The organism is Plantibacter sp. CFBP 8798, assembly GCF_014841195.1.
Classification (GTDB): Bacteria; Actinomycetota; Actinomycetes; order Actinomycetales; family Microbacteriaceae; genus Plantibacter; species Plantibacter auratus.
The window spans coordinates 90047-113717 of sequence record NZ_JACYTS010000002.1 but is presented as its reverse complement, the minus strand read 5'-3'; the positions used below and the strand labels follow the sequence as shown (position 1 = coordinate 113717).

Genomic DNA, 23671 nt, shown 5'->3' with positions numbered 1-23671 from the left:
CCTGACCCCTGATCCCCATCCGTTCCGACCTGGCACCGGGGAAGTGTGTCAGGGCGGGCTCCGACCTGGCACCGGGGAAGTGTGTCAGGGCGGGACGGCTGGGAGTCAGGGGGCAGGGCGCTAGAAGAGTCCGGGGATCACCTCCTCGGCGGTCTCGGAGAAGACGCTCTCCTGTTCGGCGAGGTAGGACTCCCATGCCTCGGCGTCCCAGATCTCCGCGCGGCTGCCGGCGCCGATGACCACGAGGTCGCGGCTGAGCCCGGCGTACTGGCGGAGGTTGGACGGAATGGTCACGCGGTGCTGCTTGTCGGGGGTCTCGGCGCTCGCTCCGGAGAGGAACACGCGCAGGTAGTCGCGGGCCTGCTTGCTGGTGACCGGAGCCTGGCGGATCTTCTCGTGGAGCGCCTCGAACTCCCGCGTGCTGAAGACGTAGATGCAGTGCTCCTGGCCTCGAGTCATGACGACCCCGCCGGAGAGCTCATCGCGGAACTTCGCCGGCAGGATGATGCGGCCTTTTTCGTCGAGTTTGGGGGCGTGACTACCGAGGAACATACGCCCCCGCCCCCAATCGTTCTGGCCAACATCTTGGTTGGGCTCCACTTTACTCCACTTTGCACCACCGTTGCAGCACATTCCTCTAAATTGGGCCATTTGCTCATGAAAAAACCCCGCAAAGTCGGGACTCTGCGGGGTGGAGGGAAATGGAGGGGTTTTGCCATACTCGGGACGATCAGGGAGGGCCCGAAACGACGAAACGGGGCCGATCCGAAGATCGGCCCCGTTTGGAGTCGTGGTGCGGCGGTGCCGCGAGGGAGGGAAGTGGAGTCAGGTGGCCGGCCGCTGAGCGACCAGGAGACCGGGCCTCGCTACCGCTCGTCGCCCGACTGGCGCTTGTCCCAGCGGTCGTTGAAGCGGTCCATCAGACGCGAGGACTTCTGTCCTGCCGGCGCAGCCTGACGAGGTCGCGGCTGTTCGAGTGGAGCCCGGGTCGGCTTCGTCGCCACGAGCACGCCCGTGAGCATGATCGCGAACCCGAGCAGACCGACGATGGGCTGCTGGATCACGACTCCGAGCACGAGGCCGATCGCCCCGACCACCGCGATGAGGGAGCCGAGCGCGATTCCGCGGTAACTCGGTTTGCCCGCGCCAGCGCTGACCTTGGAGACGAAATCGGCATCGCTGCGGTAGAGGTGGCGTTCCATCTCATCGAGGAGCCGTTGCTCCTGCTCTGAAAGTGGCATCTGATTCCCCTCAAGGTCACACGACGCGACGTTGTTGATCGAGTCTAGCCACCGAAGCATGACTAGGCTAGGTGCGTGATCGAAAGCAATGAACTCGCCACCCTGGTGGGCCGCGGGCTCTCCGACTTTCTCTCCTCGCGAAGCTCCATTGTCGCGCAGATCGGCCCGGAGCTCTCCCCGTTCCTCGACTTCTCCCGGGAATTTCTCAGCGGTGGGAAGCGGTTCCGAGCACAGTTCTGCTTCCGGGGCTGGCAGGCCGTCTCGACCGGGAGGCACGCCAGCGGTCAGGGCGGCCTCGAGACCGTCATCGCGACCTGTGGAGCACTCGAGCTGTTCCACGCCGCAGCGCTCGTCCACGACGACATCATCGACAACTCCGACACGCGCCGGGGTGCACCGTCTGCTCACGTCTCCTTCGCGGAGTTGCACCGTCGCAGCCGATGGGACGGCGACCCGACGACCTTCGGCACCGGAGCCGCCACGCTCCTCGGCGACCTGCTCCTCGGCTGGAGCGACGAACTCCTCGACGACGGACTCGACCAGCTGGACGACCGCACCGCCGCTCGCGCAGCGCGGGCCGAGTTCAACCGGATGCGGACCGAGGTCACGGCCGGCCAGTACCTCGACATCCTCGAGGAGCGCGCCTGGCGCGACGCCGCCGACGACGAACAGCGTCGCCGCGCCGAGCGCGTTCTGATCTTCAAATCGGCCAAGTACAGCATCGAGTCCCCGCTCGCGCTCGGGGCGCTCCTCGGCGGCGGGAACGAGCAGCAGCTCGCGTCGCTCCGCGGGTACGGCCTCCCCCTCGGCATCGCCTTCCAGCTGCGCGACGACCTCCTCGGCGTCTACGGCGATCCCGCCGTGACCGGGAAGCCGAGTGGCGACGACCTCCGCGAGGGGAAGCGAACCATCCTCATCGCGCTCACGAGGGAGGCCCTCCAGCCGGGCGCGCGCGCCATCCTCGACGAGCTGCTCGGGGATCCCGAACTCGACGACGACCAGATCGGCCTGCTCCAGGCGACCATCCGCGACAGCGGGGCCGTCGACCAGGTGGAGAAGCTCATCCAGGACCACGTCGCACGGGCGCTCTCCGCATTGGGCGAGGCTCCGATCAACGACGACGCCCGGGCCCACTTGCGCGGCCTCGCGGTCGCGGTCGCACGCCGCGAGACCTGAGCCGTCCGGCTCGGACGGCGCGGGATCAGGCGAGCGCCTGAGCCACCCGGCGAACCTCGGATCGACGTCCCTCGCGGAGGGCTTCGATCGGCGAGGTCCCGATCGCGTCGTCGTCCTCGAGCATCCAGACCATCGCGGCCTCGTCGTCGAAGCCGTTGTCGGACAGCAGCGTGAGCGTGCCGCGCAGGTTGTGCACCGGCCCGCCGTCCGCGATGAACGACGACGGCACCTGCAGCACGCCGTCACGTCGGACGGCGAGGAGGTCGCGCTCCTCGAGGTACTGGCGGATGCGGCGGATCGGCAGCCCGAGTTCGGTCGCCAGATCGGGAAGGGTGAACCACACGAGTTCGGAATTCTGCTCAGTCACGCACAGCAGTCTGCCACGACCGCGCTCCGCTCGGCGCCGTCGGATCGCGTTCGGGTAACGATCCAGGCACCTCGCCGCCCTCCCGGGGTGTTGACAGCTCTTCGCGCTCGACGTTCCATACACTCGACTGGTGAGTAGCAACCAGCAGACCGATCCGATGATCGGCCGTCTCCTCGACGGGAGATATCAGGTGCGCTCACGCATCGCCCGCGGCGGCATGGCGACGGTCTACCTCGCCACGGACCTGCGGCTGGAACGGCGCGTCGCGATCAAGGTCATGCACGGCCACCTCTCGGACGACACGACCTTCAAGAACCGCTTCATCCAGGAGGCGCGATCCGCCGCGCGGCTCGCGAACCCGCATGTCGTCAGCGTGTTCGACCAGGGCCAGGACTCCGACATGGCGTACCTCGTCATGGAGCACCTGCCGGGGATCACCCTCCGCGACCTCATCCGCGACAACGGCACGCTGACCCCTCGGCAGGCCGCCGACATCCTCGACGCCGTGCTGTCCGGTCTCGCCGCCGCGCACCGCGCCGGTATCGTCCACCGCGACGTCAAGCCGGAGAACGTCCTCCTCGCCGATGACGGACGCATCAAGATCGGCGACTTCGGCCTCGCGAGAGCCGCGAGCGCGAACACGGCCACCGGCCAGGCACTCCTCGGCACGATCGCCTACCTCTCCCCCGAACTCGTCACCCGTGGACAGGCCGACGCGCGGAGCGACATCTACGCGCTCGGGATCATGCTCTACGAGATGCTCACCGGCGAGCAGCCCTACAAGGGCGAGCAGCCGATGCAGATCGCCTACCAGCACGCCAACGAGTCGGTCCCCGCACCGAGCGCCAAGAACCCCGCCGTCCCGAAGGAACTCGACGACCTCGTCTTCTGGGCCACCGAGCGCGAACCGGACGATCGTCCGTCGAACGCCGGCGAGATGCTCGAGCGCCTGCGGTCCATCGAGTCCAGTCTCGGGTTCACCTCGGTCGCCACCGGGGCGCAGCCCACGATCGTCATGCCAGCCTCCTACTCGAGCGAGCACGCCGACGACGTCACCCAGGTCATCGGCCGCAACACCAAACCGCAGCAGGTCCCGGTGCGCGCCGACGCGACGGACGGTCCGGGCAAGCTCGCCACGAAGGCGCGCAAGCGCAGCCGCGTGGGCGTCGCGCTGTTCACGATCGTCCTCATGCTCGCTGCGCTCGCCGGCGGGACCGGATGGTACTTCGGCCAGGGCCCCGGCTCGCTCGTCCAGGTCCCGAACGTCGCCGACGGGAGTTTCGACCAGGCGTCCGCCAAACTCGTGGAGCTGGGCTTCGTGCCCGTCGAAGGCGCGACGTTCAGCCTCACCGTCCCGGCCGGTACGGTCGCCGGCAGCGATCCGCCGTCCGGCTCGATGATCGACAAGGGCAGCTCGGTGACGGTCCTCGTCTCCCAGGGGCCGCAGCCGGTGGACATCCCGGTCCTCGCCGGGCTCGCACAGTCCGACGCCGAACAGCAGTTGGACGCGCTCGGGGTCGCCGTCGGCACCGTGAACCAACAGTTCGACCCGAGCATCGCCAAGGACATCGTGCTCGCGGCGACCGACGCGACCTCGGGCGCCGACTACAGCCAGGGCGGACCGTCCTTCCAAGGCTCCACGGTGACGTTGCTCGTCTCGGCCGGACAGGTGCCCTCGGTCTCGGGGATGACGCCGGACCAGGCGCGCGACGCCCTCGAGTCCGTCGGGCTCGGTGTCGGCACATCCGACGAGGCGTTCGATGACACGATCCCCGCGGGGCAGGTCATCGGCATCCAGGCCAAGACCGATGCGGACGGGAACGAGACGGCGTTCATCCCGGGCGACGACGTGACGTTGATCGTGTCCAAGGGCGTCGAGTTGGTCGCCGTCCCCGACACCACCGGCCAGACGATCAATCAGGCCATCACGACACTCCAGGAAGCGGGGTTCACCGTCGGCGACATCGCCGTGGCAGAGGCCTTCCGCGACATCTTCAAGGTGAAGAAGACCGATCCCCCGGCGGGCAAGTCCGTCAAGAAGGGCTCGACCGTCAACATCACCGACTTCGGTCTGTGACCCGGTCGGACGGCGCTCGTCCGCTCGTCGGAACGAGCCGTCGCCGTCCTGCTACGCTCGCCGCATGAGCCCGGAGGACCTCGCTGAACTCGCCTGCCTCCGACGGGCGCGCGACCTGATCGACCGCGACTACGCCGAACCGCTCGACGTGCCGCTGATGGCGTCGACGGCGCTCATGTCACCGTCGCACTTCGCGAGGCGGTTCCGTGCCGTCTACGGCGAGACGCCGTACGGCCACCTCATGACCCGGCGGATCGAACGGGCGATGGCGCTCCTCCGGGCGGGGAGCTCGGTGACGGACGCCGCTCTGGCCGTCGGGGCCACCTCGCTCGGATCGTTCAGCTCGGCCTTCACCGCCATAACGGGCGAGACGCCAAGCGCGTACCGTCGGCGCGAACATCATGCGGTCGACGCGATGCCGGACTGCGTCGCCAAGACGACCACGAGGCCTGCCCATCGCCGGGTGTCCGGTCCGAGTGGATCGAGCAGGATCGGAGAAGCGGGCCTTCAGCGCCCGGCGTAACGTCGTCGTCATGACGATCTCACTCCAGTACTGCAACATCACGGTGAACGACGTGGACGAGGCCATCGCCTTCTACGCCGACGCACTCGGACTCGAGGTCCGGAACGACGTCGCCAACGGCGGCTTCCGATGGGTGACGCTCGGCAGCGACGCGCAGCCCGGCCTCGACATCGTCGTCTCCGAACCGCACGCGGGTCGTTCGCAGGCTGACGGGGACGCGCTGCAGGCCCTCCTCACGAAGGGGGTGCTGCCGATGCTCGTCTTCCGAGCCGACGACCTCGACGCCACGTTCGAACGGGTCCGCGCGTCCGGCGCAGACGTGCTCCAGGAACCGAAGGAGATGGGCTGGGGCGCGCGCGACTGCGCGTTCCGCGACCCGTCGGGCAACCTGGTCAGGATCTCCCAGGCGTAGGTGTCGCGGACGACGAAGCGCCCATGCCGAACCCGGCATGGGCGCTTCGTCGTGTGAGACCTACTTCGCGGCGGCGAGCTCCTCCGCCACGAGGAAGGCGAGCTCGAGCGACTGCATGTGGTTGAGGCGCGGATCGCACAGCGACTCGTACCGCGTCGCCAGGGTCGCTTCGTCGATCTGCTCGGAGCCACCGAGGCACTCGGTGACGTCGTCGCCGGTGAGCTCGACGTGGATGCCGCCGGGGTGCGTCCCTGCGGCGCGGTGGGCTTCGAAGAATCCCTTGACCTCGTCCACGACGTCGTCGAAGCGGCGCGTCTTGTAGCCGGTGGGCGTCGTGAGTCCGTTGCCGTGCATCGGATCGGTGACCCACAGCGGCGTCGCGTCGGCACCCTTGATCGCCTCGAGCAGCGGAGGCAGGGCGTCCCTGATCTTGCCCGCACCCATCCGCGTGATGAACGTCAGGCGCCCGGGCTCGCGCTCGGGGTCGAGCTTGTCGATGAGACGCAGCATGTCGTCGGCCGAGGTGGTGGGGCCGAGCTTCACGCCGATCGGGTTGCGCACGCGCGACAGGAAGTCGACGTGCGCGCCGTCGAGCTCACGGGTCCGCTCACCGATCCACACGAAGTGGGCCGAGGTGTTGTACGGCGTTCCGGTCCGCGAGTCGATCCGCGTCATCGGTCGCTCGTAGTCCATGAGCAGCGCCTCGTGGCTCGAGTAGAACTCGACACCGCGCAACTGGTCGAAGTCGGCTCCGGCCGCCTCCATGAACTTGATCGCACGATCGATGTCGCGGGCCAGTCCCTCGTACCGGTGGTTCACCGGGTTGGCGGCGAACCCCTTGTTCCAGCTGTGGACCTCGCGGAGGTCGGCGAACCCGCCCTGGGTGAACGCCCTGATGAGGTTCAGCGTCGATGCGGAGGTGTGGTAGCCCTTGACGAGCCGAGCGGGGTCGGCCGTGCGCGACTCCGGGGTGAAGTCGTAGCCGTTGACGATGTCGCCGCGGTAGGCGGGCAGGGTGACGTCGCCCCGCGTCTCGGAGTCGTTGGAGCGCGGCTTGGCGAACTGCCCGGCCATCCGGCCCATCTTGACGACCGGCATCGACGCACCGTACGTGAGCACGACGGCCATCTGCAGGACCGTCTTCACGCGGTTGCGGATCTGCTCGGCCGTCGCACCGGCGAAGGTCTCCGCGCAGTCGCCGCCCTGGAGCAGGAACGCATTGCCGCTCGCCGCCCGGGCCAACCGGTCGCGCAGGATGTCGACCTCGCCGGCGAAGACCAACGGAGGGAGGGTCGCGAGTTCGGCTGAGGCACGCGCCACCGCGGCCTGGTCCGGCCATGACGGCTGCTGCTTGATCGGCAGCTCACGCCAATAGTCCAGTCCGGCGATCACCGAGGGTTCGGCCATGACGACTGGTTCTGTAGCGTGGGACACGGATTTCCTGTTTCTCTTCGACCGGACGCGCTCCGGAGCCCGCCCGGAAGGGGGAACGGACCGCGATCGCGGCCCGGTTTTTCAGCTTAGCGTCACGCCGACGCGGCGCGCTCCTTGACGCTCGTGGCGTAGACGTCGCGATAGTCCTGGCCCGAGAGCTTGCGGAGCTCGACCATCAACTCGTCCGTGACGCTGCGGAGGATGAAACGGTCCCCCTCCATGCCCTCGAACCGCGAGAAGTCGAGCGGCTTGCCGATGACGATCCCGATCCGACGGATCCGGGGCAGCTTCGTGCCGATGGGCATGACCTTCTCGGTGTCGATCATCGCGACGGGGACGATGGGGACCCCGGCCTCGAGCACCATCCGCGCGACCCCGGTGCGGCCTCGGTACATCGTCCCGTCGGGACTGCGCGTGCCTTCCGGGTAGATCCCGAGCAGATGACCGCCACCGAGGACCGCGAGTCCGGTGTTGAGCGAGGCTTCGGAGGCCTTGCCTCCCGACCGGTCGATCGGGAGTTGCCCCGTGCCGAGCATGAAGGTCTTCGTGGCCCAGCCGCCGAAGCCCTTGCCGCGGAAGTACTCGCTCTTGGCCAGGAAGGAGATCCGCCGATCGACGCACAGCGGGAGGATCACCGAGTCGATGAAGGACAGGTGGTTGCTGGCGATGATCGCGCCGCCGTGCTCCGGGATGTTCTCGGCGCCGATCACCCACGGCCGGAAGATCGACTTCAGGATCGGGCCGGCGACCAGGTACTTCATGAACCAGTAGAACATCGTGCTCCTCCGTCTTGCCGTCGTCGTCAGCCGAGGACGAGGGCGCTCCTGGCGAGATCGCCGGCGCCGATGACACCGGCGTCGTTCACGAGCTGCGCGATGCTGAAGGACGGCTCCGGGTGGAACCCGCGCGCCGGGAGGTGCGTCAGGAACGCCTCACGAACGGGGTCCAGGAGGAGGTCGCCGGCCTGGGCGACGCCGCCGCCGATCACGAAGATGTTGGGGTCGAGGATGGCCGACATGCTCGCAAGGGCCTGCCCCAGCAGGTCGGCGAGCTCGTTGAGGCACCGGAGGGCGCCGGGATCACCGGACTCGAGCAGGGCGGAGACGTGGTGTCCGTTCAGCAGCCCGCCGGCCGCCACCCGGGCTCGGGCGAGGGCGGCACCGTCGCCACCGGCGTCCGCTGCCTCGTTCGCGAGTCGGAGCAACGCGTTCCCCGAGCAGTACTGCTCGACGCAGCCACGCGCGCCGCAGCCGCAGGGCAGACCGTCCGGGATGAGGCGCATGTGTCCCAGTTCCGCACCGCTGCCGAAGCCACCGGTGAGGAGCCGGTCGTCGAGGACGATCGCTCCGCCGACACCCGTGCCGATCGTCACCATGACCATGCTGCGTTCCTCGCGCCCCGCACCGAACCGGAACTCGGCCCAACCCGCGGCGTTCGCGTCGTTCTCGATGGTCACGACCTTGTCGGGCAAGCGCGCGGCCAGCCGGGCCTGCAGGGGTTCGTTCCGCCAGGCGATGTTCGGCGAGTAGTAGACGGTCGAGCGCGTGGCGTCGAAGAACCCGGGGGCGGCGACGCCGACGCTCGAGATGCTGCCGTCGTCCAAGGATCGGACCATGGCGACGACGTCGTTGATGATGGCGTCGGGATCGGAGGCCTTCGTCGGCGTGCGCCCGGCCGCGAGGATCCGGCCGTCGTCGTCGACGACCCCGCCCGCGATCTTCGTCCCGCCGATGTCGATGCCGATCGCGTTTGCCATAACGGTGCCGTCTCCCTGTCCTGATGTCGCCGATACCGGCAGCGGCGTGTGACCGACCGTCAGTCGAGTCGGTCGCCCGCGCGCCGCAGTCGAGTCTACTGAGCGTCTGCGCGCCACAGAAACCGCGCAAACACCCGTGCTCTAGGATGGAGCCACATCTTGCCGACCTGGTACCGAAGGAGTTGCCGTGGAACAGTTCGACGTCCCTGCAGTCGTCGCAGCAGACCCATCCGCCAATGCGACCGATCTGCTCGTGAAGCGCCTGGCTGCTGCGCCCGACGCCGCACTGTTCGCCGTTCCCCGCGGGTCGGAGTGGGTGGACGTGACCACCGCCGAGTTCCACGCCCAGGTCGTCGCCCTGGCGAAGGGGCTCGTCGCCGCGGGGATCGAACCCGGCGACAAGATCGGGCTCATGTGCAAGACCCGATACGAGTGGACCCTCATCGACTTCGCCGTGTGGTTCGCCGGAGCACTCCTCGTCCCGATCTACGAGACCAGCTCGCCGAGCCAGGTGCAGTGGATCCTCAGCGACTCGGGAGCGACGAGCGTGCTGGTCGAGACGCCCGACCAGTTCGCCCGCTTCGACGAGGTGCACGGCGACCTCCCCGATGTGGCACGGGTCTGGCAGATCGACCTCGGAGACCTCGACAAGATCGCGGCCGCCGGCGTCGACGTCCCCGACGAGGAGATCGAACGCCGCCGCAACCTCGCGGTGGGTTCCGACATGGCGACCCTCATCTACACCTCCGGCTCGACCGGCCGGCCGAAGGGCTGCGTCCTCACCCACTCGAACTTCGTCGAATTGTCGCGGAACTCGGCCGTCGCACTCAAGGACGTCGTGTCCGCTCCCGGCGCCTCCACCCTCCTCTTCATCACGACGGCGCACATCTTCGCGCGCTTCATCGCCGTGCTGTGCGTGCACTCCGGCGTGAAGACAGGCCACCAGCCGGACACGAAGCAGCTGCTCCCCTCGCTCGGCACCTTCAAGCCGACGTTCCTCCTCGCGGTCCCCCGGGTCTTCGAGAAGGTCTACAACTCCTCCGAGCAGAAGGCCGAGGCCGGCGGCAAGGGCAAGATCTTCCGTGCGGCCGCCGAGACCGGGATCGCCTACTCGAAGGCCCTCGAGAGCGGTTCGGTGCCGTTCGGCCTGAAGGTGAAGTTCCGGGTCCTCGACCGCCTCGTGCTGTCGAAGATCCGCACGGCCATGGGCGGCCGGGTGCGGTACGCGGTCTCCGGCAGCGCTCCACTCGGTCCGCGACTCGGTCACTTCTTCCACGCGCTCGGCATCGTGATCCTCGAGGGCTACGGCCTCACCGAGACCACCGCGCCTGCAACGGTCAACCTCGCCCAGAAGTCGAAGATCGGGACGGTCGGACCGGCACTCCCCGGCGTTTCGCTCCGCATCGCCGACGACGGCGAGGTCGAGGTGCGCGGGATCAACGTCTTCAAGGAGTACTGGCAGAACCCCGAGGCCACGGCGGAGGCCTTCGACGACGGCTGGTTCCGCACCGGCGACATCGGGTCCTTCGACGCCGACGGCTTCCTCACGATCACCGGGCGGAAGAAGGAGATCATCGTCACCGCCGGCGGGAAGAACGTCGCCCCGGCGGCGCTCGAGGACCCGATCCGCGCGACCCCGGTCGTCGGACAGGTCGTCGTCGTCGGCGATCAGAAGCCGTTCATCAGCGCCCTCATCACGCTCGACACCGAGATGCTGCCGTCATGGCTCGCCAACAACGGCCAGGACGCGTCGATGAGCGCCGCCGAGGCTGCTCGGAACCCCGCAGTGCTCGCCGCCGTCCAGCGCGCCATCGACGAGGCCAACACCAAGGTGTCCCGCGCGGAGTCGATCCGCAAGTTCGTCATCCTCGACGACGAGCTCACGGAGGCGAGCGGTCACCTCACGCCGAAGCTCAGCATCAAGCGGAACGTGATCCTCAAGGACTTCGCGGAGACGATCGAGGGCATGTACCTCGGAGCGGGTTCGCCCGAGACCCAGGGGATGTCCCTGAAGTAGCGCCTCGACGGGCTCGGCGGTCGGTCGACGACCGCCGGGCCCGTCGACCGGCGTCTAGAACCAGTCGCTCTCGCGGACCTGCTTCATCGCCTCGCGGCGGTGCTCCTTCGACAGCCGGTCGAGGTAGAGCATGCCGTCGAGATGGTCGGTCTCGTGCTGCAGGGCCTGGGCGAGGAGTCCTTCACCCTCGACGACGAGCTCCTGCCCGTCGAGGTCGATGCCGACGGCACGCGCGTAGGGATGGCGCGGCGTCGGGAACCAGAGTCCGGGCACCGACAGGCAGCCCTCGCCGATCTCCTCGAGTTCACCGCGCACCTCGACGAGCTTCGGGTTGATGAGGTACCCGATGACGCCGTCGACGTTGTAGCTGAACACGCGGAGTCCGACGCCGATCTGCGTGGCGGCGACGCCGGCACGACCGGGGAGCTCCACGCTGTCCACGAGATCGCGGACGAGGCTGCGGATGTCGTCGTCGATCGTGACGACCTCGGCCGTCGGAGCCTTCAGGACCGGGTCACCGAAGTGTCTGATGGGTCGTGTCGTCACGGGTTGGATCCTTCCGGGCGGGACAGGTGTGGTGGACGCGGAGACCGGCCGCGTCGCCTCGAGGAGGGACGCGGCCGGTCTCGGGAGGGTCAGGCGCTCGGCTTCACGACGACGAGCAGGTCGCCCGCCTCGACCTGCTGGGTCGCCGGGATGGCGAGGCGCTCGACGATGCCGGCGACGGCGGTCGTGATCGCCGCCTCCATCTTCATGGCCTCGATCGAGGCGACCGGCTGGCCCGCCTCGACGCGGTCGCCGACGGCGACCTTGACGGTCACGACGCCGGAGAACGGCGCGGCCACCTGGCCGGGGACGGAGGTGTCGGCCTTCTCGGCAGCGCGGGAGTCGACCTCGATGCTGCGGTCGCGGACGAACACCGGTCGCAACTGACCGTTGAGGGTCGCCATGACGGTGCGCATGCCCTTCTCGTCGGCCGCACCGATCGCTTCGAGCCCGACGAACAGCCGGACGCCCTTGTCGATCTCGACGACGTGCTCCATGCCCGGCTCGAGGCCGTACAGGTAGTCGGCGGTGTCGACGACGGAGAGGTCGCCGTACAGGTCGCGCTGCTGCTCGAACTGCTTGGTCGGCGCCGGGAACAACAACCGGTTGAGGGTCGAGCGGCGCTCGGCGGACTCGCCGTCGAGCGAGGCCTGATCTTCAGCGGAGATCGGCGTGATCCCGATGTCGACCGAACGACCGGCGAGGACCTTCGAGCGGAACGGCTCTGGCCATCCGCCCGGGAGTTCCCCGAGTTCGCCCGCCATGAACCCCACGACGGAGTCCGGGACGTCGTACTTGTCGGGGTTGGCCTCGAAGTCGACCGGGTCCGCCTTGACGGCGGCGAGGTGGAGCGCGAGGTCGCCGACGACCTTGCTCGACGGGGTCACCTTGGGCACCCGACCGAGGATCTTGTTGGAGGCCGCGTACATGTCCTCGATGAGCTCGAAGTGGTCTGCGAGTCCCAGGGCGATCGCCTGCTGGCGGAGGTTCGACAGCTGACCGCCCGGGATCTCGTGCGTGTACACGCGACCGGTCGGGCCCGCGAGTCCTGACTCGAACGGCCGGTACATCGCGCGGACGGCCTCCCAGTAGGGCTCGAGGTCGGCGATCCCCTGCAGGGAGATGCCGGTGTCGCGCTCCGTGTGGGCCAGCGCGGCGACCAGCGAGGACGCGGACGGCTGACTCGTCGTGCCGGCCATCGGCGCGCTCGCGACATCGACGGCGTCGGCGCCCGCGTTGCTCGCCGCGAGGAGGGTCGCCAACTGTCCACCGGGGGTGTCGTGCGTGTGCACGTGGACCGGCAGGTCGAACCGCTCGCGGAACGCCGCGACGAGCTTGGCCGCCGCGGACGGACGGAGGAGCCCCGCCATGTCCTTGATGGCGAGCACGTGGGCACCGGACTCGACGATCTTCTCGGCGAGACGGAGGTAGTAGTCGAGGGTGTAGAGGTCCTCGGCCGGGTTCAGCAGGTCACCGGTGTAGCAGACGGCGACCTCCGCGACGGTCGTCCCCGTCTCCAGGACCGCATCGATGGCGGGGCGCATCTGCGACACGTCGTTGAGGGCGTCGAAGATCCGGAAGATGTCGATCCCGGTGTCGGCGGCCTCCCGCACGAAGGCGTTCGTCACCTCCGTGGGATACGGCGTGTAGCCGACGGTGTTCCGGCCGCGCAGCAGCATCTGGATCGCGATGTTCGGCATCGCCTGACGCAGCGAGGCCAGTCGCTCCCACGGCTCCTCACCGAGGAAGCGGAGGGCCACGTCGTATGTCGCGCCACCCCAGGCCTCGACGGACAGCAGTTCGGGGGTGAGCCGGGAGACGAACGGTGCGACCGCGAGGAGGTCCTTCGTCCGGACGCGCGTGGCCAGGAGCGACTGGTGGGCGTCGCGGAAGGTGGTCTCGGTCACGGCGAGGGCGGTCTGGGCGCGGAGGGCGTCGGCGAAGCCCTTCGGGCCGAGCTCGAGCAGTCGCTGGCGCGAGCCGGCCGGGGCGTCGGTGGTGATGTCGATCGCGGGCAGCTTGTCGACCGGGTCCGCGCCGGACGGACGCGACCCGTTGGGCTGGTTGACCGTGACGTCGGCGAGCCAGTTGACGATCTTCGTCCCGCGGTCCTTCGAGACGTGCCCGCGGAGGAGCTGCGGACGCTCGTCGATGAAGGAGGTGCTGAGGTCGCCGGCCACGAACGAGGCGTCCTCGAGGACCGCCTGCAGGAAGGGGATGTTCGTGGAGACGCCGCGGATGCGGAACTCGGCGAGGGCGCGCTTGGCTCGCGTGACGGCCGCCTCGAACGTGCGCCCGCGGCAGGTGAGCTTCGCGAGCATCGAGTCGAAGTGGGGGCTGATCTGTGCACCGGAGGCGACCGTGCCGCCGTCGAGTCGGATGCCGCCGCCGCCCGGAGAGCGGTAGGTCGTGATCTTCCCGGTGTCTGGACGGAAGCCGGCCGTGGGGTCCTCGGTGGTGATGCGGCACTGGAGTGCGAAGCCGCGGAGGTGCAGGGACTCCTGCGTGAGGCCGAGGTCGCCGAGCGACTCGCCGGCGGCGATGCGCATCTGCGACTGGACGAGGTCGACGTCGGTGACCTCCTCGGTCACGGTGTGCTCGACCTGGATGCGCGGGTTCATCTCGATGAACACGTGCTGTCCGGCCCGCTCCCCCGCGGTGTCGAGGAGGAACTCGACCGTCCCGGCGTTGACGTAGCCGATCGACTTGGCGAACGCGATGGCATCGCGGTACATGGCCTGACGGGTGTCCTCGTCGAGGTTCGGGGCCGGCGCGATCTCGACGACCTTCTGGTGTCGGCGCTGCACCGAGCAGTCGCGCTCGAAGAGGTGGATGGTCTCGCCGTCGGCGCTCGCCAGGATCTGGACCTCGATGTGCCGGGGGCGGACGACGGCCTGCTCGAGGAACATCGTCGGGTCGCCGAAGGCGCTGTCCGCCTCGCGCATGGCGGCCTCGAGGGCGCCGCGGAGGTCCTCGGCGTTGTCGACGCGGCGCATGCCTCGTCCACCACCGCCGGCGACCGCCTTCGCGAAGATCGGGAACCCGATGTCGGCGGCACCGGCGAGCAACTCTTCGATATCGCGGCTGGCCGGCGTGGACTTCAGGACCGGGACTCCGGCCGCGATGGCGTGCTCCTTGGCGGTCACCTTGTTGCCGGCCATCTCCAGGACGGAGGACGGCGGACCGATGAAGGTGATGCCGGCGGCTCGAGCGGCCTCGGCCAGTTCCGGATTCTCGGAGAGGAAGCCGTACCCGGGGTAGATCGCGTCGGCGCCCGACTCCTTCGCGACGCGGATGATCTCCGAGACGTCGAGGTAGGCGCGCACCGGATGACCCTCCGTGCCGATCTGGTAAGCCTCATCGGCCTTCAGCCGATGCATCGAGTTGCGGTCCTCATAGGGGAACACCGCAACCGTCTTCGCCCCCAGCTCGTACGCGGCACGGAACGCCCGGATGGCGATCTCTCCGCGATTGGCGACAAGAATCTTCCTGAACATGGAACCCTTCCCACAACAGCCAACTCAGCAAACGTTGAGATTCCCTAGCCTAGTCACGGTAACGTTGAGCCTTGTGCATGTACTCAGCGTTAGCTCCCTGAAGGGGGGCGTCGGCAAGACCACCGTCACCCTTGGCCTGGCTTCCGCCGCGTTCTCGAAGGACATCCGCACGCTGGTCGTGGATCTCGACCCCCAATCCGACGTCTCGACCGGCATGGCCGTCGACGTCGCAGGGCACCTCACGGTGACGGATGTGCTGACCTCGCCGAAGAAGAAGATCGTCGAGCAGGCGATCGTGGCGAGCGGCTGGACGAAGATCCACCCGGGCAAGATGGACGTCATGATCGGCAGCCCGTCTGCGATCAACTTCGACGGCCCGCACCCCAGCATCCGCGACATCTGGCGCCTGGAAGAGGCACTCGCGCACGTCGAGGAGGAGTACGACCTCGTCCTCATCGACAGCGCCCCCTCGCTCAACGCGCTCACCCGCACCGCCTGGGCGGCGAGCGATCGCGTCGCCGTCGTCACGGAGCCGGGCCTGTTCTCGGTCTCCGCAGCCGACCGCGCCCTCCGCGCCGTCGAGGAGATCCGTCGTGGGCTGAGCCCCCGGCTGCAGCCGCTCGGCATCATCGTCAACCGGGTGCGTCCGCAGTCGATGGAGCACCAGTTCCGCATCAAGGAACTGCGCGACATGTTCGGTCCCCTCATCCTCAACCCGCAGCTGCTGGAGCGCACGTCACTCCAGCAGGCTCAGGGTGCCGCCAAGCCCGTCCACGTGTGGCCGGGTGACACGGCGCAGGAGATGGCGAAGAACTTCGACTCGCTCCTCGACCGCGTGCTGCGCACGGGCCGCGTCGGCGAGTACGCCGACGGCGCTCCCCCGGAGCCGGCTGCCGTCACGAGTCCCGCTGCCGTCGAGGCACCCTCCACCGACAGCTGAGGTCGCGGCGAGACCGTTCGGTCGGCTCACGGACCAGGCGCTCGCTCGGGTCGCCCTTCGACAGGCTCAGGGACCGGCAGGCGCGCTCATGGACCGGCCGGAGCTCCAGGACCGGCAGGAGCACCCAGTACCCCGGGATGCGCGCTCAGGGAACGTGTGGCGCGCGTCGGTGAGCCCTTCGACAGACTCAGGGACCGGCGCCTTCGGCTCGGGTCAGGCGCTGCGAGCGGAGCGACGTGCTGCGAGCTCGTCCATGGGGTCGGCCGACTGTGCGTCGAACTCGATGAGCGTGGACTCCACCTCGCGCAGCACCTTGCCGACGGCGATGCCGAAGACGCCCTGTCCGCGGCTGACGAGGTCGATGACCTCGTCGTTCGAGGTGCAGAGGTAGACACTGGCGCCGTCGCTCATGAGCGTGGTCTGGGCGAGGTCGACGATGCCCGCTTCGCGGAGCTGGTCGACTGCCGTGCGGATCTGCTGCAGGGAGATGCCCGTGTCAAGCAGGCGCTTGACGAGCTTGAGGACGAGGATGTCGCGGAAGCCGTAGAGACGCTGCGTTCCGGATCCGGATGCACCGCGGACGGTGGGCTCGACCAGACCCGTCCGGGCCCAGTAGTCGAGCTGGCGGTAGCTGATGCCGGCTGCACGGGCGGCGACCGCTCCGCGGTAGCCCTGGCCCTCTTCGAGTTCTGGAAGCCCGTCGGTGAACAGCAGCCCGAGGTCACCGTACCGTGACGCCCCGTCGCGACTGAGTTCACTCATGTCTGCTTCTCCTCGATGTTCGCTGCACGGTCGGTACGGTCTCGACGGGGGCGTCGAGCCGGCTTGACCACTCCCACCACGCTACCGATCCGCCCCGGTCAACGCTGCGACATCCGTTCGAAACGGACGGCGTGTCGTGACGAGTGATCGAACTGTGACCTGGCCGTGATGGATGAGGGCAGTCTACGCCCTGGGAGGTCGATCAGGAGGATTGGTGTCGCTCGAGTGCCGAGCGGACGAGGTTCGACCGCACACCCTCGAGCTGTGCGGCGATCTCCAGCGCCCGGTCGGCAGTACGTGCCCGGCCGGCGGCGTCGTTCCGCTTGGCGACGGCGCTCAACGCGCTCTCGATGAGCCCGACCTCGCGCTCGATCGAGGCGCGGAACCCGCGGAGGTGCCGTGGTTCGATGCCGGAGCGCTGCAGCTCCACGAGGATCCGCAGGAGGGACGCGACGTCCTCGCCGTAGTTCTCGGCGGGCAGGATCAGCGACGCGCTCACGGCGTCGTTGAAGAGCATCGGGGTAGCGCCGGCTTCGCGGATCAATTCGTTCCTCGAGAACCTGCGGACCCCGGGATGGATCGACGGCGCGCCGACGGCTTGCCCACTGCCAGGGAACAGCGGCGACCGTCCCGCGTCGACCTCGACGAGGTAGGTGCGGATGACCTTGAGGGGGAAGTAGTGATCTCGCTGCATCGACAGGATCAGCCGCAGGCGTTCGAGGTCATCGCTCGAGAACTTCCGGTACCCCGACTTCGTCCGTGCCGGGGACACCAGCCCCTGCTCCTCGAGGAACCGGAGCTTCGAATTGCTCAGCTCGGGGAACTCCGGAGTGAGGCGTGCGAGGACCTGCCCGATGCTCAGCAGCGGAGCACCGTCGCTTCGCGCGTTCGCGCTGGCTGCCGCCACTAGCTTCCCAGCTGGGAGGCGAGGTCGATCCGCGACGCGTAGAAGGTGAGGCGGAACTTGCCGATCTGCACCTCGGCGGCGTCGCGCAGGATCGCCTTGTCGATGCGGACACCGTCGAAGTACGTGCCGTTCAGGGAGTTGAGATCGCGGATCTCGAACGCGGTCCCGTGACGGTGGAACTCGGTGTGCCGACGCGACACCGTGACGTCGTCGAGGAAGATGTCGGCCTCGGGGTGACGTCCGACGGTGGTGACGTCGGCGTCGAGGAGGAACCGCGCACCGGCGTTCGGACCACGACGGACGATCAGCAGCGCTGAACCGGACGGCAGGGCCGCGATCGCCTCGTGCTCCTCAGCGGTGACGTCGGAGTCGATCGCCGCGAGGGCCGCTCCGAGGTCTTCACCGAAGGTGAGTGTCGTGTCGACTTCCCGATCGCCCGAGCCGCTCGTCGGGGCACCGTCATCGACGGCTCCCGGCGTGTACGCCCCGGTCGCGGGATACTTCTCATCGTGCTCAGCCACCGTCGACCTCCTCTCCGTCAAGCGTATCCGATGTGGCGTCACTGTCGAGCCGCCCGGTCGAGGGTGATCCGTCGGATCGGGCCCGTTCCCGCTGCTTCGAACGGGCATCCCCCGAGATGCGCACGGTCTGCAGCAGGTAGAGGATGCCGGCCCACCAGTAGAGCGTCGCTCCGGCGATCACCGACACCCAACCGAGCGGCGTCGCGATCATCGCGACGGCTGGGAACGCCTGACCGAGCATGAGGACCGGGAGCCCGATGAACAGGAGTGCCGTGCCCCACTTCCCCACGCGGATGACCGGGAGCACGCCCGTACCGGACCGGTGCAGGACGACGGCGAGCCCGACGAGCAGCAGGTCGCGGGCGAAGACGACGATGAGCAACCACCACGGGATGAGTCCGCGGGCCGCGAGACCGATCAACGCTGCGAGGATGTAGAGGCGATCGGCGGCCGGATCCAGTTGTCGACCGAGCTTCGTCATCTGGTCGAACCGTCGCGCGATCCACCCGTCGAGGAGGTCGGTGACGCCCGAGAACGCGAGCGTCGCGAGAGCCAACAGGTCCTGCCCCTGCACGAGGAGGATCAGGAAGACCGGGACGAGGAGGATCCGGAAGACGCTGAGCGCATTGGGGAGGGTGACGACGCGGTCTTCACCGGTCCGTCGAACCCCGCGCCCCGCCCCGTCAGTCACGGGTCGAGTCTACCGATGGGCTGCTCTACCATCGGAGGATGGACAGCCCGTCGAGCGTGCGCGTCGACGCATGGATCTGGGCGGTGCGGCTGACGAAGACCCGCTCGGCCGGCGCGACCGCCTGCCGAGCCGGCCACGTCCGGGTCAACGGCGAGCGGGCGAAGCCGGCACAGGCCGTCAGGATCGGCGACGAGGTCCGACTCCGCGTGGCGGGCTTCGACCGGGTCGTGGAGGTCCGACGCCTCATCGCGAAACGGGTCGGGGCGGACGTCGCGGCGGAATGTCTCATCGACCGCTCTCCCCCGCTGCCGACGCCGACGGAACGGCAGGTCGTGGCCGTCCGAGACCGGGGCGCCGGTCGACCGACGAAGCGTGAACGACGCGACATCGAGCGGTTGCGAGGGCGCTGACGCGCTGCTGACGACCCGACCGGCCTCATCGGCGACGCATCGACCGCGCCCAGGGAACACTCAAGCGCCGCCAAGGTGACTCGGGCATGCTGGGCCGATGTTCCGCCGCCATCCCGTGCTCAGCACCCTCACCGTGGTGTACCTCGCGCTCGTGGCGGCCGTCACCCTCGGCCCACGGCCCTTCGACGGCAGGACCGAGTCCCTCGTCTACCGACTCGTCGACATCCTCGCCCGGTGGGAGTCGACGGCGTGGGTCACCTACGAGCGCCTCGAATTCGGCGCGAACATCGCCATGTTCGTCCCGATCGGCGTCTTCTTCCTGCTCCTGCTCGGACGACGGCGCTGGTGGCTCGCCATCCTCGTCGCAGCCACGCTGACGGTCGGCATCGAGGCCGCGCAACTCGCGATCCCCGGACGCGTGAGCGATCCCCGCGACCTCCTCGCGAACACGTCGGGGGCCGTCGCCGGGGTCGTCCTCGGCCTGATGCTGACCGCCGGGCGCGCCCGCCGGCTCCAGGCCTCGTCACGTCGCCGCGCGGCCCTGCAGCACTGAACTGCTCGCGACGGTCCTGATTCACAGGAGGCTGAGAGACGTTCCAAGGCCGCTTCAGTAGAGTGCGAGCGGGCCGTCGGCCCGTCGGAGACAGAGCTGGAGCGCACGCCCATGACCGGACCAACGTCGTCGGACAACCTCGAGGAGCTGAAGCGCCTCAAGGACGAGTTCACGCGGTTCATGATGCTGTACAAGTTCGGCATCGACGAGATCACCACGAAGCTCAACATCCTCAAGGAGGAGTTCACGCAGATCCACGACTACAACCCGATCGAGCACATCAGCTCGCGGTTGAAGTCGCCGGAGAGCATCATCGGCAAGATCGAGCGCAAGCAGTACGGGCAGGACATCGACGACATCCGCGAACACATCACGGACATCGCGGGCATCCGCGTCACCTGCAGCTTCATCTCCGACACGTACAAGGTGTTCGAACTCCTGACGAGCCAGCAGGACATCACCGTGGTGAAGGTCAAGGACTACATCGCGAACCCGAAGCCGAACGGGTACCAGAGCCTCCACGTGATCGTCGAGGTTCCGGTGTTCATGTCCGACGGCGTCGTGCAGGTGCCCGTCGAGATCCAGTTCCGGACGATCGCCATGGACTTCTGGGCGAGCCTCGAACACAAGATCTACTACAAGTACGACAAGGCCGTGCCGGACAGCCTGCTCGCCGAGCTCAAGCACGCCGCCGAGGCTGCCTCCAGGCTCGACGCGAAGATGGAGCACCTCCACGGTGAGGTCCTCGCGCTCGACCGGGCGACGACCTCGCGGACCACCGCCGACGGGCACCCGAAGCCTCCGTCACTCGCCGACCGGGTCATGACCGAGCTGATCGACGGGCTGGACCCGCGTTAGAGCGCCTTGCGCATCTGCACGGCCATCGTCTCGTAGCCGAGCGACTCGTACAGGCCGCGCGCGATCCGGTTGAATCCGAAGACGTTCAGCCCGAGCGTCTTCGCGCCCTGCTCCTTGGCCGCCGTCTCGGCGAGCTGCATGGCCTGCCGGCCGAGCCCACGCCCGCGGAACGACTCGTCGATCTCCACGTCCCAGACCCACCACTCGTCCGGGTGGCTCGTGCTCCGCGGTCCGATCCAGAGCACGCCGACTGCGGCTTCGTCGAGGACCACCTCGAAGACGAGGTGTCCGACCTGGAGTCGGCCGGCCGGGAACGTCTCGGCGAGGGACTGTGCAGCCTTCGCCGTCGCCTCTGCCTCGGTCTCCCCCGCCTCGATGCGTTCGAGGCGGTACTGCGCGTTCGCGGCGAGCATCCACCCCCGCAGTCGATCGGCGGGCATGCGGACGAGCGTGGCGTTCATGAGGACATCCTCCCAGACCGTCGCGACCCGGTCGCTCGCCGTCCCGCGCAGGGTCGTCGCCGGGCTCGGGAATAGTTCGCGCCCGAAACGAGCTGGACTCCGAAGGACACACGATTGGGACCCGCCCGTCGTCATCCGGAGAATCGAGACATGCCGATCCACACCGCCCCGCAGCCGAACGCGATCGCCGAGCACGACGCCTGGCGCGACGACCGTCGAGCCGCCGTGACCGCGCCACTCGGCAACCTCGCCCTCGTCGAGACGCGGTGGCTCGCGGAGGAGACGCCGGCCACCGTCGATGCAGCCGCAGCCGCCATCGCCGCCGAGCAGCCGAGCGGCGTGACGGTGACGACGCTCCGCCGCACCCACCTCGACACGGGCCAGGACGAGGTCGGCATCCGCCGATGGGACGCGAACGCACCCGCCATCCGCGCGTTCGACGGCATCGAGGTCTTCCCGTACGACGCCGCGTGGGTCCAGACGGCGCGGTTCACGCCGGTCGACGGCTCGCGGACCGTGCCGTTCGAGCACATCCGAGACAACGGAGGATCACGGGAGCTCGTCGTCCCCGGCGACATCGCGTTCACTCGGGACGGCGTCGAGTACACGATGAGCGCCTTCGACGACGGCGGCACGCTCCTCCTCGTGTTCGGCGACGCGACGAACGGCCGAGATGACGAGTCGGGCACCTACGGCGCCGGCCGGTTCCTGTTCGTGCAGCGGACCGACGACGGAGGCTTCGGCACGGCGGGCGAGGTCGTCCTCGACTTCAACCGCGCGTTCGTGCCGCCCTGCGGCTTCTCCGTGCAGTACAACTGTCCGATGCCGCCGCCGCAGAACCGGTTCGCCGGAGACGTCCTCGCCGGAGAACGGATCGTCCGGTTCCGCGAGGGCTTCGACCTCTACACCGTCTGACCCCCAGCACCCCACAGCCTGCACCAGCATCATCACCCCCCACACCACAGGAGTATCCGTGAAGAGAACCATCGGGCTCGTCGCCCTGTCCGTCGCCGCCGCCGTCGCCCTCGCCGGCTGCGCGGGTGGTGGTGGCAGCTCGGCGACGGGCGACGACGCGACCATCGCCGTCGGCTCGCTCTACGAGCCGCAGAACCTCAGCAACACCGGCGGCGGCGGCCAGGGCGTCACGGAGGCCTTCACCGGCAACGTGTACGAGGGCCTGTACCGCCTCACGGACGACGGTGAGGTCGAACCGGTGCTCGCCGCCGACAGCACGGTGAGCGACGACGGCCTGACGTACACCTTCACCCTCAAGGACGGCGTCACCTTCCACTCCGGCGACCCGCTCACCTCGGCGGACGTGAAGTCGAGCATCGAAGCCGTGACCGCCGAGGACTCGCAGTCGGCGCGGAAGAGCAGCTTCGCGGTGATCTCCGACATCGCGACCCCCGACGACAAGACGGTCGTGATCACCCTCTCCGAGCGCTCCATCTCCTTCATCTACAACCTGAGCTACGTCTGGATCGTCAACGACGCGGCGAAGGACCTCAAGACCACCGAGGACGGCACGGGTCCGTACACGCTCGGCGACTGGAAGCGCGGCAGCACCCTGAGCCTCGAGCGCTGGGACGACTATTGGGGTGAGCCCGCCAAGAACGCGGAGGTGGTCTTCACCTACTTCACCGACGCGACCGCGCTCAGCAATGCGCTCGTCACCAAGCAGATCGACATCATCACGAGCGTGCAGAGCCCCGACCAGCTGAGCCAGTTCACCGACAACGCGGACTACGTCGTCTCCGACGGCGACTCCACGACGAAGGAGCTGCTCGCCTTCAACGACCGGGTCGCCCCGTTCGACCAGGCGCTCGTCCGCAAGGCGGTGTACTCCGCGATCGACACCAAGAAGCTGCTCTCGTCCATCTGGGGCGACTACGGCACGCTCATCGGGTCGATGGTGCCACCGACGGACCCCTGGTACGAGGACCTCACGCAGGTGAACCCGTACGACCCCGAGCTCGCCAAGCAGGAGCTCGCCGAAGCGGGCTTCGCCGACGGCTTCACCTTCACCCTCGACACCCCGAGCTACGACCCGCACCCGGCCGTCGCCGAGTTCCTCCAGAGTGAACTCGCGAAGGTCGGCATCACGGTCGAGATCAACACGATCAGCGCGGACGAGTGGTACTCGAAGGTGTTCAAGGAACGCGACTTCCAGGCGACCCTCCAGGAGCACGTGAACGACCGCGACGTCGTCTGGTACGGCAACCCGGACTTCTACTGGGGCTACGATAACCCCGAGGTGACCCAGTGGGTGTCGGAGGCCGAGCAGGCGACGACCACCGAGGAGCAGACGGCGAAGCTGAAGCTCGTCAACGAGCAGATCGCCGAGGACGCGGCGAGCGTGTGGCTCTACCTCTACCCGCAGATCGTCGTCGCCGCGAGCGACGTCTCGGGGTACGGCGTCAACGGCCTGAACTCGCAGTTCTTCGTGGCGGACATCGTCCGCAAGTAGTCGTCGCCCGGGCCGACCGGCACCGCCCGGTCGGCCCGGGCCTCGCTACGCTGAG

The 23671-nt window shown here is 68.5% G+C and carries 24 protein-coding genes; 11 read left to right on the top strand and 13 right to left on the bottom strand.

What is annotated here, in order from left to right; translation table 11 throughout:
- Positions 1-120: 120 nt before the first annotated feature.
- Both mraZ and IFU30_RS07635 read right to left on the bottom strand, forming a co-directional pair.
- Positions 121-552: a division/cell wall cluster transcriptional repressor MraZ gene (gene mraZ, locus IFU30_RS07640; RefSeq protein WP_064297003.1), complete on the bottom strand. Its 432-nt coding sequence runs from the start codon at positions 550-552 to the stop codon at positions 121-123.
- 314 nt (positions 553-866) lie between these two features.
- Positions 867-1241 (bottom strand): DUF3040 domain-containing protein, encoded by a 375-nt coding sequence (locus tag IFU30_RS07635; protein ID WP_064297004.1) that lies wholly within the window; start codon positions 1239-1241, stop codon positions 867-869.
- Between the two features lie 75 nt (positions 1242-1316).
- On the opposite strand from IFU30_RS07635, the gene IFU30_RS07630 reads away from it, so the two are divergent.
- The gene (locus IFU30_RS07630) at positions 1317-2417 is read left to right on the top strand and encodes a polyprenyl synthetase family protein (RefSeq protein ID WP_064297005.1); all 1101 of its coding nucleotides are present in this window, start codon (positions 1317-1319) and stop codon (positions 2415-2417) included.
- Between the two features lie 25 nt (positions 2418-2442).
- Here the strand turns inward: IFU30_RS07630 and IFU30_RS07625 are convergent, their stop codons facing one another.
- Positions 2443-2784 (bottom strand): Rv2175c family DNA-binding protein, encoded by a 342-nt coding sequence (locus IFU30_RS07625; RefSeq protein ID WP_086473210.1) that lies wholly within the window; start codon positions 2782-2784, stop codon positions 2443-2445.
- A 130-nt stretch (positions 2785-2914) separates the two neighbouring features.
- Here IFU30_RS07625 and pknB point away from each other — a divergent pair, with 130 nt between their 5' ends.
- The 3 genes from pknB to IFU30_RS07610 all read left to right on the top strand — a co-directional run bounded on the left by pknB (position 2915) and on the right by IFU30_RS07610 (position 5796).
- Positions 2915-4861: a Stk1 family PASTA domain-containing Ser/Thr kinase gene (gene pknB, locus IFU30_RS07620; RefSeq protein WP_342450823.1), complete on the top strand. Its 1947-nt coding sequence runs from the start codon at positions 2915-2917 to the stop codon at positions 4859-4861.
- Positions 4862-4925: 64 nt separating this feature from the next.
- Positions 4926-5384 carry a helix-turn-helix transcriptional regulator gene (locus IFU30_RS07615; RefSeq protein WP_192004856.1) on the top strand — a complete coding sequence of 153 codons (459 nt, stop codon included), beginning with the start codon at positions 4926-4928 and terminating at the stop codon, positions 5382-5384.
- A gap of 10 nt (positions 5385-5394) precedes the next feature.
- Entirely contained in the window at positions 5395-5796 is a 402-nt protein-coding gene (locus IFU30_RS07610; protein WP_137241612.1) for a VOC family protein, read from the top strand.
- Positions 5797-5856: 60 nt separating this feature from the next.
- Here the strand turns inward: IFU30_RS07610 and IFU30_RS07605 are convergent, their stop codons facing one another.
- The 3 genes from IFU30_RS07605 to IFU30_RS07595 form a co-directional block, all read right to left on the bottom strand.
- Entirely contained in the window at positions 5857-7203 is a 1347-nt protein-coding gene (locus IFU30_RS07605; RefSeq protein ID WP_056005400.1) for a class II 3-deoxy-7-phosphoheptulonate synthase, read from the bottom strand.
- A gap of 119 nt (positions 7204-7322) precedes the next feature.
- Complete coding sequence (locus tag IFU30_RS07600) at positions 7323-8006, bottom strand: lysophospholipid acyltransferase family protein (RefSeq protein ID WP_064297009.1); 684 nt, start codon at positions 8004-8006, stop codon at positions 7323-7325.
- 26 nt (positions 8007-8032) lie between these two features.
- Positions 8033-8986 carry an ROK family glucokinase gene (locus IFU30_RS07595; protein ID WP_192004855.1) on the bottom strand — a complete coding sequence of 318 codons (954 nt, stop codon included), beginning with the start codon at positions 8984-8986 and terminating at the stop codon, positions 8033-8035.
- A 187-nt stretch (positions 8987-9173) separates the two neighbouring features.
- Between IFU30_RS07595 and IFU30_RS07590 the strand changes: the two genes are divergently transcribed.
- Complete coding sequence (locus tag IFU30_RS07590; protein WP_071260288.1) at positions 9174-11003, top strand: AMP-dependent synthetase/ligase; 1830 nt, start codon at positions 9174-9176, stop codon at positions 11001-11003.
- 54 nt (positions 11004-11057) lie between these two features.
- On the opposite strand, the gene IFU30_RS07585 is transcribed toward IFU30_RS07590, so the two are convergent.
- Together IFU30_RS07585 and IFU30_RS07580 are read right to left on the bottom strand one after the other, a co-directional pair.
- Positions 11058-11549 carry a peptide deformylase gene (locus IFU30_RS07585; protein WP_064297012.1) on the bottom strand — a complete coding sequence of 164 codons (492 nt, stop codon included), beginning with the start codon at positions 11547-11549 and terminating at the stop codon, positions 11058-11060.
- Positions 11550-11638: 89 nt separating this feature from the next.
- Entirely contained in the window at positions 11639-15046 is a 3408-nt protein-coding gene (locus IFU30_RS07580) for a pyruvate carboxylase (protein WP_192004854.1), read from the bottom strand.
- 73 nt (positions 15047-15119) lie between these two features.
- On the opposite strand from IFU30_RS07580, the gene IFU30_RS07575 reads away from it, so the two are divergent.
- Positions 15120-15986 carry a ParA family protein gene (locus IFU30_RS07575; protein WP_079002579.1) on the top strand — a complete coding sequence of 289 codons (867 nt, stop codon included), beginning with the start codon at positions 15120-15122 and terminating at the stop codon, positions 15984-15986.
- Positions 15987-16199: 213 nt separating this feature from the next.
- Here the strand turns inward: IFU30_RS07575 and IFU30_RS07570 are convergent, their stop codons facing one another.
- From IFU30_RS07570 to IFU30_RS07555, 4 genes are all read right to left on the bottom strand, one after another.
- Positions 16200-16748, bottom strand: a complete 549-nt coding sequence (locus IFU30_RS07570) for a MerR family transcriptional regulator (protein ID WP_064297014.1) — start codon at positions 16746-16748, stop codon at positions 16200-16202.
- A 202-nt stretch (positions 16749-16950) separates the two neighbouring features.
- A complete protein-coding gene (gene ftsR, locus IFU30_RS07565; protein WP_079706024.1) occupies positions 16951-17655 on the bottom strand; it encodes a transcriptional regulator FtsR in 705 nt (234 codons plus the stop codon).
- Complete coding sequence (locus IFU30_RS20865) at positions 17655-18176, bottom strand: FHA domain-containing protein (protein ID WP_086473205.1); 522 nt, start codon at positions 18174-18176, stop codon at positions 17655-17657. Before IFU30_RS20865 ends, ftsR begins: the two co-directional genes overlap by 1 nt.
- Complete coding sequence (locus tag IFU30_RS07555) at positions 18169-18867, bottom strand: CDP-alcohol phosphatidyltransferase family protein (protein ID WP_079706026.1); 699 nt, start codon at positions 18865-18867, stop codon at positions 18169-18171. The genes IFU30_RS20865 and IFU30_RS07555 overlap by 8 nt, the downstream gene beginning before the upstream one ends.
- A gap of 38 nt (positions 18868-18905) precedes the next feature.
- On the opposite strand from IFU30_RS07555, the gene IFU30_RS07550 reads away from it, so the two are divergent.
- The 3 genes from IFU30_RS07550 (at position 18906) to IFU30_RS07540 (ending at position 20688) form a co-directional block, all read left to right on the top strand.
- Positions 18906-19277: an RNA-binding S4 domain-containing protein gene (locus IFU30_RS07550; protein ID WP_192004853.1), complete on the top strand. Its 372-nt coding sequence runs from the start codon at positions 18906-18908 to the stop codon at positions 19275-19277.
- Between the two features lie 97 nt (positions 19278-19374).
- A complete protein-coding gene (locus IFU30_RS07545) occupies positions 19375-19830 on the top strand; it encodes a VanZ family protein (protein ID WP_192004852.1) in 456 nt (151 codons plus the stop codon).
- Positions 19831-19941: 111 nt separating this feature from the next.
- Entirely contained in the window at positions 19942-20688 is a 747-nt protein-coding gene (locus IFU30_RS07540) for a GTP pyrophosphokinase (RefSeq protein WP_082916274.1), read from the top strand.
- Here the strand turns inward: IFU30_RS07540 and IFU30_RS07535 are convergent.
- Complete coding sequence (locus IFU30_RS07535) at positions 20685-21149, bottom strand: GNAT family N-acetyltransferase (RefSeq protein ID WP_086473201.1); 465 nt, start codon at positions 21147-21149, stop codon at positions 20685-20687. The two genes, IFU30_RS07540 and IFU30_RS07535, sit on opposite strands and share 4 nt — an antisense overlap.
- A gap of 150 nt (positions 21150-21299) precedes the next feature.
- Here IFU30_RS07535 and IFU30_RS07530 point away from each other — a divergent pair, with 150 nt between their 5' ends.
- Both IFU30_RS07530 and IFU30_RS07525 read left to right on the top strand, forming a co-directional pair.
- The gene (locus IFU30_RS07530) at positions 21300-22064 is read left to right on the top strand and encodes a DUF1684 domain-containing protein (protein ID WP_192004851.1); all 765 of its coding nucleotides are present in this window, start codon (positions 21300-21302) and stop codon (positions 22062-22064) included.
- A 58-nt stretch (positions 22065-22122) separates the two neighbouring features.
- Positions 22123-23616, top strand: a complete 1494-nt coding sequence (locus tag IFU30_RS07525) for an ABC transporter substrate-binding protein (RefSeq protein WP_192004850.1) — start codon at positions 22123-22125, stop codon at positions 23614-23616.
- Positions 23617-23671: the final 55 nt, after the last annotated feature.

What these genes read in the sequence shown, in the direction of transcription:
- IFU30_RS07570 (WP_064297014.1), bottom strand. Translation starts at nt 16,748, where the DNA reads ATGAGTGAACTCAGTCGCGACGGGGCGTCACGGTACGGTGACCTCGGG.
- IFU30_RS07545 (WP_192004852.1), top strand. Translation starts at nt 19,375, where the DNA reads ATGTTCCGCCGCCATCCCGTGCTCAGCACCCTCACCGTGGTGTACCTC.
- IFU30_RS07540 (WP_082916274.1), top strand. Translation starts at nt 19,942, where the DNA reads ATGACCGGACCAACGTCGTCGGACAACCTCGAGGAGCTGAAGCGCCTC.
- IFU30_RS07610 (WP_137241612.1), top strand. Translation starts at nt 5,395, where the DNA reads ATGACGATCTCACTCCAGTACTGCAACATCACGGTGAACGACGTGGAC.
- IFU30_RS07580 (WP_192004854.1), bottom strand. Translation starts at nt 15,046, where the DNA reads ATGTTCAGGAAGATTCTTGTCGCCAATCGCGGAGAGATCGCCATCCGG.
- IFU30_RS07600 (WP_064297009.1), bottom strand. Translation starts at nt 8,006, where the DNA reads ATGTTCTACTGGTTCATGAAGTACCTGGTCGCCGGCCCGATCCTGAAG.
- IFU30_RS07550 (WP_192004853.1), top strand. Translation starts at nt 18,906, where the DNA reads ATGGACAGCCCGTCGAGCGTGCGCGTCGACGCATGGATCTGGGCGGTG.
- IFU30_RS07595 (WP_192004855.1), bottom strand. Translation starts at nt 8,986, where the DNA reads ATGGCAAACGCGATCGGCATCGACATCGGCGGGACGAAGATCGCGGGC.
- IFU30_RS07605 (WP_056005400.1), bottom strand. Translation starts at nt 7,203, where the DNA reads ATGGCCGAACCCTCGGTGATCGCCGGACTGGACTATTGGCGTGAGCTG.
- IFU30_RS07535 (WP_086473201.1), bottom strand. Translation starts at nt 21,149, where the DNA reads ATGAACGCCACGCTCGTCCGCATGCCCGCCGATCGACTGCGGGGGTGG.
- IFU30_RS07530 (WP_192004851.1), top strand. Translation starts at nt 21,300, where the DNA reads ATGCCGATCCACACCGCCCCGCAGCCGAACGCGATCGCCGAGCACGAC.
- IFU30_RS07615 (WP_192004856.1), top strand. Translation starts at nt 4,926, where the DNA reads ATGAGCCCGGAGGACCTCGCTGAACTCGCCTGCCTCCGACGGGCGCGC.
- IFU30_RS07635 (WP_064297004.1), bottom strand. Translation starts at nt 1,241, where the DNA reads ATGCCACTTTCAGAGCAGGAGCAACGGCTCCTCGATGAGATGGAACGC.
- mraZ (WP_064297003.1), bottom strand. Translation starts at nt 552, where the DNA reads ATGTTCCTCGGTAGTCACGCCCCCAAACTCGACGAAAAAGGCCGCATC.